This window comes from Vibrio hibernica, assembly GCF_015223435.1.
Taxonomy (GTDB): domain Bacteria; phylum Pseudomonadota; class Gammaproteobacteria; order Enterobacterales; family Vibrionaceae; genus Vibrio; species Vibrio hibernica.
The window spans coordinates 273,577-282,643 of sequence record NZ_VHKO01000001.1 but is presented as its reverse complement, the minus strand read 5'-3'; the positions used below and the strand labels follow the sequence as shown (position 1 = coordinate 282,643).

Annotated in this window: 6 protein-coding genes; 3 read left to right on the top strand and 3 right to left on the bottom strand. The window is 42.5% G+C overall.

Annotated elements, in window-relative coordinates; genetic code table 11:
- Positions 1-48 precede the first annotated feature (48 nt).
- Complete coding sequence (gene ppsA, locus FH976_RS01275; RefSeq protein ID WP_194089091.1) at positions 49-2,421, bottom strand: phosphoenolpyruvate synthase; 2,373 nt, start codon at positions 2,419-2,421, stop codon at positions 49-51.
- 321 nt (positions 2,422-2,742) lie between these two features.
- Here ppsA and ppsR point away from each other — a divergent pair, with 321 nt between their 5' ends.
- Positions 2,743-3,576: a posphoenolpyruvate synthetase regulatory kinase/phosphorylase PpsR gene (ppsR, locus tag FH976_RS01270; RefSeq protein ID WP_194089090.1), complete on the top strand. Its 834-nt coding sequence runs from the start codon at positions 2,743-2,745 to the stop codon at positions 3,574-3,576.
- 111 nt (positions 3,577-3,687) lie between these two features.
- Here the strand turns inward: ppsR and FH976_RS01265 are convergent, their stop codons facing one another.
- Together FH976_RS01265 and norR are read right to left on the bottom strand one after the other, a co-directional pair.
- Positions 3,688-4,074 (bottom strand): DUF1971 domain-containing protein, encoded by a 387-nt coding sequence (locus FH976_RS01265; protein ID WP_194089089.1) that lies wholly within the window; start codon positions 4,072-4,074, stop codon positions 3,688-3,690.
- An 18-nt stretch (positions 4,075-4,092) separates the two neighbouring features.
- Positions 4,093-5,694: a nitric oxide reductase transcriptional regulator NorR gene (gene norR / locus FH976_RS01260; protein WP_194089088.1), complete on the bottom strand. Its 1,602-nt coding sequence runs from the start codon at positions 5,692-5,694 to the stop codon at positions 4,093-4,095.
- Positions 5,695-5,918: 224 nt separating this feature from the next.
- Here norR and norV point away from each other — a divergent pair, with 224 nt between their 5' ends.
- Both norV and norW read left to right on the top strand, forming a co-directional pair.
- Positions 5,919-7,499, top strand: coding sequence for an anaerobic nitric oxide reductase flavorubredoxin (gene norV, locus FH976_RS01255; RefSeq protein WP_194089087.1), 1,581 nt, complete (start codon positions 5,919-5,921; stop codon positions 7,497-7,499).
- Positions 7,499-8,656: an NADH:flavorubredoxin reductase NorW gene (gene norW / locus FH976_RS01250; RefSeq protein WP_194089086.1), complete on the top strand. Its 1,158-nt coding sequence runs from the start codon at positions 7,499-7,501 to the stop codon at positions 8,654-8,656. The genes norV and norW overlap by 1 nt, the downstream gene beginning before the upstream one ends.
- Positions 8,657-9,067 lie beyond the last annotated feature (411 nt).

The following is a 9,067-nucleotide window of genomic DNA, read 5'->3' as shown; positions in this document are numbered from 1 at the left end:
AATTGAGCTCATTTTTTATTTATAACTGCTTATCGAAAAGTGCTAATTTTATTGTTGCACTTTAGTCCCCAAATGAAGCCAAGTTTCTAATACTGTATCAGGGTTTAGTGATACTGAATCAATTCCTTGTTCCATTAGCCATTGCGCGAGGTCGTCGTGATCTGATGGGCCTTGGCCACAAATTCCCACGTACTTTCCTGCTTTATTGGCGGCTTTAATTGCCATAGATAACATGGCTTTCACCGCTGGATTTCGTTCATCAAACATGTGGGCAATGTCGCCGGAATCTCGGTCGAGTCCTAAGGTTAATTGCGTCATATCGTTTGAGCCAATTGAGAAACCATCAAAGTATTTGAGGAAGTCATCCGCCAAGATGGCATTGGATGGCAGTTCGCACATCATAATAACTTTCAGGCCGTTTTCGCCACGGCGTAAGTCAAATTTTGCCAGCAAATCAATCACGCCTGCCGCTTCATTAGTGGTGCGAACAAATGGGATCATGATTTCGACATTGCGCAGTCCCATTTTATTGCGGACTCGCTTAATCGCTTCACATTCCAAGGCAAAACAATCTTGGAATTTCGGTGACACATAACGAGATGCGCCGCGGAATCCTAGCATTGGGTTTTCTTCGGTTGGTTCGTAATTGATACCGCCGACAAGGTTGCGGTATTCATTGGATTTGAAATCTGACATGCGCACAATCACACGTTTTGGCCAGAAAGCCGCTGCCAGTGTGGAAATCCCTTCGGTGAGTTTTTCGATGTAGAACTCTACAGGATCCGCGTAGCCGACAATACGTTGGTCGATTTCTGCTTTAAGTTCCGCTGATTGCTCATCGTAATTTAATAGTGCTTTCGGGTGAATGCCGATCATTTTGTTAATGATGAACTCTAAACGAGCAAGTCCAACACCTTCATTGGGAATACATGCAAAGTCGAAAGCGCGATCAGGGTTACCCACGTTCATCATGACTTTTAAAGGTAAATCGGGCAGGTCGGTGACAGAAGATCGTTTAATTTCAAAGTCGAGTTCGCCTTCATAAACAAACCCAGTTTCGCCTTGTGCGCACGAAACGGTAACGGCTTGTCCATCTTTTAATTGGCTGGTGGCATCACCACAACCGACTACCGCTGGAATGCCAAGCTCACGAGCAATAATGGCGGCGTGACAAGTACGTCCACCACGATTCGTCACAATCGCCGCCGCTTTTTTCATTACCGGTTCCCAATCAGGATCGGTCATGTCGGCAACCAGTACATCGCCTGCTTGGACTTGATCCATTTCATCAAGGCTTTTCACTACGCGAACCACGCCAGCGCCAATACGTTGACCAATGGCGCGACCTTCAATCAAGCTTTTGCTTTGCGCATTAAGTTGGAAGCGTTCCATTACTTTTTGGTCATCGCGTGAACGAACGGTTTCAGGGCGGGCTTGAACAATCAGTAACTCGCCTGTAATGCCATCTTTAGCCCACTCAATATCCATTGGGCGGCCGTAGTGCTTTTCAATGATTAAGGCTTGTTTTGCCAGTTCTTGAATTTCATCATCAGTTAAAGAATATTGGCGACGTTCTTCATCTATGGTGTCGATAATTTCGACTTGCGTGCCGATCTCTTTGCCATCGGCATAGATCATTTTGATTTTTTTAGATCCAAAAGTGCGGCGTACGACGGCTGGGTTTCCGGCTTGCAGCGTTGGTTTGTGCACGTAGAATTCATCAGGGTTTACCGCGCCTTGCACCACCATTTCACCTAAGCCCCAAGAAGAGGTGATGAAGACGACTTGATCAAAGCCTGATTCAGTATCAAGGGTAAACATAACGCCAGAAGATGCCTTGTCTGAACGTACCATGCGCTGAATACCAGCCGACAATGCAACGCCTTTATGATCAAAGCCTTGGTGAACGCGATAGGAGATTGCGCGGTCATTAAATAGGGAAGCAAAAACGTGTTTAGCGGCTTCGATAACCGCGTCAATGCCACGCACGTTTAAGAAGGTTTCTTGCTGTCCTGCAAAGGATGCATCGGGTAGATCTTCTGCTGTGGCTGAGGAGCGAACCGCCACTGATAACATGTCGTCGCCGTTGCCAAGTTCTTTATAAAACGCGCGAATGCCATCTTCTAGTTCGGTTGGGAAGGGAGCATCTAACACCCATTGTCGGATTGTTGATCCAGCTTTTTTGAGCGCGTTAACATCATCTACATCTAGCTCGTCGAGCAGTTGATAAATTCGGTCATTGAGTTGGTTAGCTTCTAAAAATTGATTAAAGGCAAAAGCGGTTGTTGCGTATCCATTGGGTACTTTTACGCCAGCATTTGAAAGATTTGCCACCATCTCGCCTAAAGATGCATTCTTTCCCCCGACTTTATCAACATCATTCATTGATAAAGAATCATACCAAACCACATTTTTATCCACGGCAACGCTCCTAATTTTTGACTGGTTATTGGTTATAACTAACCTGAATTCATCAATGTGGGCTTATTCACATTGTTTTACGATTAATCCGTTTATGGTGAATCTACTTAAATATTAGCCCAATTTTATTGTCACTCTATTGTTGGTGACTTCTCGCTTGTGCGCGTATATAGCTTGTGCACGTATATAGCTTGGGCGTGTATTTTCACATCGGTTCTTGAGAAATGTTGTAAAAAAAAATGTGTAAAATTTTGTTTGTCTTTTTTTACATTTATTTCACACTGATAACCTGACAGGGACTTAACGAGGATTCAACTTCTTATGCAGAGCAAAACAAATTTTCGTGATGTATTTTACGTTTCTGATGGAACAGCGATTACATCGGAAACATTAGGGCATGCGGTTTTAGGTCAGTTTCCCTTAGAAATTAAGCAAGCTACGTTGCCATTTGTTGAAACGGTCGAGCGAGCTGAATACGTTAAAAGTCAAATTAATCAAAAGTTTATTGAAACAGGCGAAAAGCCATTGGTGTTCTTTTCGATCGTTTTACCTGAGATTAAAGCCATTATTGTGCAAGCAGACGCTCATTTTTATGATGTGCTGAATGTATTGGTTGAACCACTAAAAAGAGATTTACAGCTAGAACCTACGCCAAAATTGCATCGTTCACATAGTATTAGTAAAGATGCAGATAGTTACCAAAGGCGAATTGCGGCAATTGAATATACATTAGCGCATGATGATGGGGTGTCTTTAAACAACCTTGAACAAGCGGATATTATCTTATTAGGCGTGTCTCGTTGTGGCAAAACACCGACCAGTTTATACCTTGCGATGCAGTTTGGTATTAAGGCGGTAAACTACCCCTTTATTGAAGATGATATGGCAAGGTTGAAGTTACCAAAAGAGATAGAACCCTACCGTTTTAAAACATTTGGCCTCACGATCGATACCGAACGATTAATGGCGATCCGACATGAACGTTACGCTAATAGCGAATATTCAAGTAAAGATCAGTGCGAAAAAGAGCTCAATAAAGTCGAAAGTTTGTTTCGCCGTGAAGCGATCCCCTACTTAAATACCACGACATTATCGGTGGAGGAAATCTCAACGCGGTTGTTAGAATTGGGTGGTCTAAAACGTTCAATGTGGTGAGTGAGTCAGCCTGAAAGATATTTATAATTGAAAATTAAGTTAAAAAAATCCCCCTTCAGGAACGAATTTTAATGACGACTGAAGGGGGAATGATAGTAATAATTTTTAAGTTTATTTGTTTTCTTGGCCGTCGAGCAATCCATCAATCGGTTTGCTGTGGATCCGTGAGCTTTTAAACATGGCTTTGTTGCCCGTTTCTTCCTCTGCCCAGAAGTTGATATTGAATTGCGCATCATCACTCATTTCAATGCGATGCCAATATTGTGGAGGACTAGTGGCAAATGTACCGGCTTTAATCACCACGGTTTGTTCTGGCTCGGTCGCTTCTTCATTGGCAAAGCCGTAAAAAGTAACGGTGCCTTGCATAACGCAGATCTGACCAAATACGCCTTCAGCGGTATTGTGGTGAGTCAGCAATGCTTTGGGTACATTATCTTTAGTGAAAAAGTGAGTTGAACGTCTTATTTTCCAATGGCTTGGGATGACTAGGTGACTCATAATAATATCCTCTTTTATTTAATCTTTTAATCCTAGGCGTTTTGCTAAACGGTGCAAGTTCCCACTGTCTATTTGGAGATCTCGAGCCGTTGCTGCCCAGTTTTGTTGGTTATTATCTAATGATGTAGCAATTATTTGAGTTTGAAAATCTTCAGTGGCTTGTTTCAAGCCTACTAGAGTTTCCGTTGTTTGAGCAAGTTGTGGTGAATGTAACTGTGGTGAGCGTAATAACGTTGATTCATTGGCCGCTACTTGATGCAGAGGTGAAGCGCTTTGAGTTAATTCAAAGTGGTGTGGCTGCAAAATGACGGGGCTTGATGGTTTGTTGTCTTTACCTGAAAAAGCTTCGGTACGCGCTAATACCGCCGCGCGATGGATAGCATGTTCTAATTGACGCACATTGCCCGGCCAAGAGTATTGGCGCAATAAACTCAATGCGGCTGGTGAAATACTCAAGTGTTTAAGATTGAGCTTATTTTTACATTTCTCAATAAAAAAACCACTCAGCAATGTTGTATCACCTTCGCGTTCTCGTAGTGGTGGGACATGAATTGGGAATACACTGAGCCTGTGATATAAATCGGCGCGAAATTGTCCGTTGACCACATCTTGATGTAAATTTCGGTTAGTTGCCGCCACTATACGAGTATTTACTTTGAGTACGCTGTCATCGCCCACACGTTGTAAATCGCCATATTGCAGCACTCGCAGCAGTTTAGATTGTAAACTTAATGGCAATTCACCGACTTCATCTAAAAATAAAGTGCCATTATCTGCGAGTTCAAACTTACCTTTTCGATGGCTGATCGCGCCAGTAAATGCGCCTTTTACATGGCCAAATAATTCACTTTCAGCAACAGATTCTGGTAGCGCCGCGCAGTTTAAATACACTAAGGTTTGCTTGGCGCGGTTTGATTGTGAATGAATAGCCGCGGCCACTAATTCTTTGCCCACGCCAGTTTCACCCGTTATCAGTACCGAAAGGTCAGTATTGGCAACCGATTGAATTTGCATACGGAGATCCATCATCGCGCCAGATTGCCCAATCATTTCCTCGCCAAGCTTGATATCTTTAGTCACTTGCGGGGAGTGTGCGCCAACATGAACCGCTTGTGCTTCTAACTGTTTCATTAGCAATGAAGTGTGCAAGCTTGCGGCGGCTAAGGCGCTAATGGTTCTTAGATCTCTATCGGTGAATTGGTCAAATTGATTGGCATCGAAACCATCGATGGTAAGCGCACCGATTAAATTTCCGTGTGCAATTAAAGGCAAACCCACACAGGCATGCACATGCAATTTGTCACCTTTATTTGGAATGAGTCCATCATAAGGATCGGCAATATCACTGTCGGCAGGAAAGCGCACTACATCCCCTGCGCGGGCTATCGCTTCAAGACGAGGATGTTCATTAATATTAAAACGACGTCCCATCACTTCTTCATATAAGCCGTCAATCGCCAACGGTACAAACTGTTGGTCACGGTAGGCGAGTAGCGCGGCGGCATCACAATTAAGTAAATTTCTCAGCACTTCTAATAAGCGATCAAACCTATCTTGATTAGAAATCCCCAAAGTCAGATCTAACGCTAATTGAGTAATTTGAGTGTGAAATTTTTGCATTAAATATCTCAGCTAGAAAAGTAATCGATTATAAGATTCAAACAAGTGTCAAACTGACTCTTTAGTGTCAAATTGATACTACTCGAATTTTGTCATAATGACACCATGTTAAATGGTAATATTTATAAGGTATTGAATAATAAGGGTATAAAAAGTTGGCACGCTTGCTGCTTTATACAAGCTAAGAGAATCATTTAATTTTAGTTTTTATTTAGGAGTTGTTTATGTCTATCCATGTTAAAAATAATATTCATTGGGTTGGTCAACGTGATTGGGAAGTACAAAACTTCCACGGTACAGAATATAAAATCACTCGTGGTACCAGCTACAACAGCTATCTCATCCGTGAAGAAAAGACAGTATTGATTGATACCGTTGATCATCGCTTTAGCCAACAGTTTATCCAAAACTTAGAAATGGAAATTGATCTAAACGAGATCGATTACATTGTTATCAACCATGCAGAAGAAGATCACGCCGGAGCTTTAGGTGCATTGCTCGCTAAAATTCCTAACACGCCAATTTATTGTACTGAAAATGCCATTGATTCGATTATCGGTCACCACCACCAACCGGATTGGAATTTTAATGTGGTCAGAACTGGCGACAGTATTGATTTAGGCAACGGCAAAGCATTGGTGTTTGTTGAATCTCCAATGTTGCATTGGCCAGACAGCATGATGACTTACATGACAGGCGACGCAGTATTGTTCAGTAACGATGCATTCGGTCAGCATTATTGTGATGAACATTTGTTTAACGATGAAGTTGATCAAGTGGAATTATACGAGCAGTGTTTACGTTACTACGCCAACATCTTAACGCCATTTAGCGCGTTGGTGACAGCGAAAATCAAAGAAGTGCTAAGCCTTGAATTACCAGTGGATATGATTGCTACTGCTCACGGTATCGTATGGCGTGATAACCCAACTCAAATTATTCATCAATACCTTGAGTGGGCCGATAACTACCAAGAAGATCGCATCACGTTATTCTACGATTCAATGTCCAACAATACTCGTATGATGGCGGATGGTATTGCGCAAGGTATTCACGATATTGACCCTAATGTGGCGGTAAAAGTATTTAACGTGTCGCTACATGACAAGAATGAGATCTTATCTAGCGTATTTCGCTCAAAAGGTATCTTAGTCGGATCGTCTACAATGAATAACGTGATGATGCCAAAAGTGGCCGGCATGTTAGAAGAAATTACTGGTATGCGTTTTAAAAATAAAAAAGCCGCGGCATTCGGAAGTTATGGTTGGAATGGTGGTGCGGTAGACCGTATTCATACACGTTTGATGGATTGTGGGTTTGAAACCGCGATCAGCAAGAAAACCAAATGGCGTCCAGATGGTAAAGCGATGCAAGAATGTCGTGAATATGGCCGTCAAATTGCACGCGAATGGGCGTTGTATGAGCTATCAGACACTATCTCGTCAATCGTGAGAAAAACGACAGGTGTACCAGTATCAAAAACGGTGCCAAAAGATGTGAAAACCGCCGTTTCTGCCTCTGCGCCTGTTTCTGGGGTCGTTGAAGCTGCGTCTGGTGTTGAGATTGAAGTGCCAAATACAACGGCTCAATCAACCAATGGTTCAGATGCACAAGCCATGCTGTGTACGGTGTGCCAGTGGGTTTATGAACCAGAATTAGGCGAGCCAAATCAAGGCGTAGAACCCGGTACTGCTTGGGCTGAAGTGCCAGAGTATTTCTTATGCCCAGATTGCGGAATTGGTAAAGAAGTGTTTGAACCTTGTGCCAGTAAACTCGGTAAAGGTAACGGATCACAGGTGGCTTAATGAATAATCCTATTATGATCATAGGCAGCGGATTTGCTGCCTATCAATTAGTTAAAACGCTGCGCCGAACTGACAGTGATACGCCAATTATGGTGATCACTGCCGATGATGGGCATGATTATAACAAGCCAGATCTCAGTCATGTGTTTAGTAAGAAGCAAGATGCGGACGCGCTTATTCGCCAAACTGCCGAGGTATTTGCACAAGAAAACGGGGTGACCATTTTAACTCACACCCGTATTGCGAGTATTGATAGCCAAGCGCAAACGGTGACTTGCGAAAATGGCGAAGTGATGGCGTATGCAAAACTTGTTTTGGCCACTGGTGCTTCGGCGTTTGTTCCACCGATGACAGGCTCAGCGGTAGAGCAAATAGTGACTTTAAATAGCCGAGTTGAATTTCAAGCGGCGCATCAACAATTAAGCCAATCGGAGCATGTGTTGATCATCGGCGCAGGCTTAATTGGTACTGAACTGGCGATGGATTTAGCATCTTCAGGTAAAACGGTGTCATTAGTCGATCCGTGCGATAGTGTGATGGCGACTTTATTGCCTGATGCTGTTTCTGCACCACTGCAAAAGCAACTGAGAAAACGTGGGGTTAAACTGCATTTAAATAACAGTGTGCAAAGCCTTGAACAAAGTGAATTTGGTATTGATGTGACACTTAATTCTGGCGATCAATTTTTAGTTGATAGCGTAATTTCAGCGGCGGGTTTAAAACCCAATGTGCAATTAGCTCAGCAAGTTGGGTTAGAAGTGGGCAAAGGTATTGTGGTTAATCGCCAATTACAAACCTCACAACCTAATATCTACGCGATTGGTGACTGTGCTCAAATTGAAAATAAGGTGTTGTCTTTCTTACAGCCAACGCTATTGAGCGCTAACGTTCTCGCCAAAGCATTATTAAATGGTCATGTAGAAAATGCGGATCTTAAATTAGCGTCGATGCTAGTAAAAGTAAAAACGCCCGATCTGCCTATTCAATTGAGTGGTCATACAGGTGAGAGTGTTTATCGTTGGTCGGTTGAATTAGACGGCGAGGGCATTACCGCTAAAGCCTTTAATGTTGATGATGTATTAGTAGGGTTTGTGGTTACGCAAAATCACATGAAAAATGCCTTCCCAATGTTAAGAGAGCTGCCTGCTTTGCTGTAAGAGTAGGCATAAATAAGGGAAGTAATTATCTTAAACATTAAGACATCGTCAATTAACAGGAATATGGGAGAGTCGAATGAGTATTCAAACATTTCATCATTATGCTGATCAAGTAAGCCAGTACTTTACCAATTATTTGAACCAACGTGGACGATGTGAAAACAGTGAATGTGGATTGGAAACAGCGCAACAATGTCAACGTGAGTTAGCGTGTGAAAATTGTCAGGTAATGATTTCCGAGGCTTCAAATAGGAATTAATATTTATTCTATCAATATTTATTTCTAGAGCATTAACAAGAGCTGCGCAGATATTAATTTGTGCAGCTCTTTTTTTGCATTTTTCAGTCAAAATTATGAATTCAAGCACATTTTTGCAACTGAGACGCTATAATCGCATTTTCCCTAAAGTG

Excerpts from the sequence above, each read along its gene's own strand:
- ppsR (WP_194089090.1), top strand. The coding sequence starts at position 2,743 with ATGCAGAGCAAAACAAATTTTCGTGATGTATTTTACGTTTCTGATGGA.
- FH976_RS01265 (WP_194089089.1), bottom strand. The coding sequence starts at position 4,074 with ATGAGTCACCTAGTCATCCCAAGCCATTGGAAAATAAGACGTTCAACT.
- norR (WP_194089088.1), bottom strand. The coding sequence starts at position 5,694 with ATGCAAAAATTTCACACTCAAATTACTCAATTAGCGTTAGATCTGACT.
- norV (WP_194089087.1), top strand. The coding sequence starts at position 5,919 with ATGTCTATCCATGTTAAAAATAATATTCATTGGGTTGGTCAACGTGAT.
- norW (WP_194089086.1), top strand. The coding sequence starts at position 7,499 with ATGAATAATCCTATTATGATCATAGGCAGCGGATTTGCTGCCTATCAA.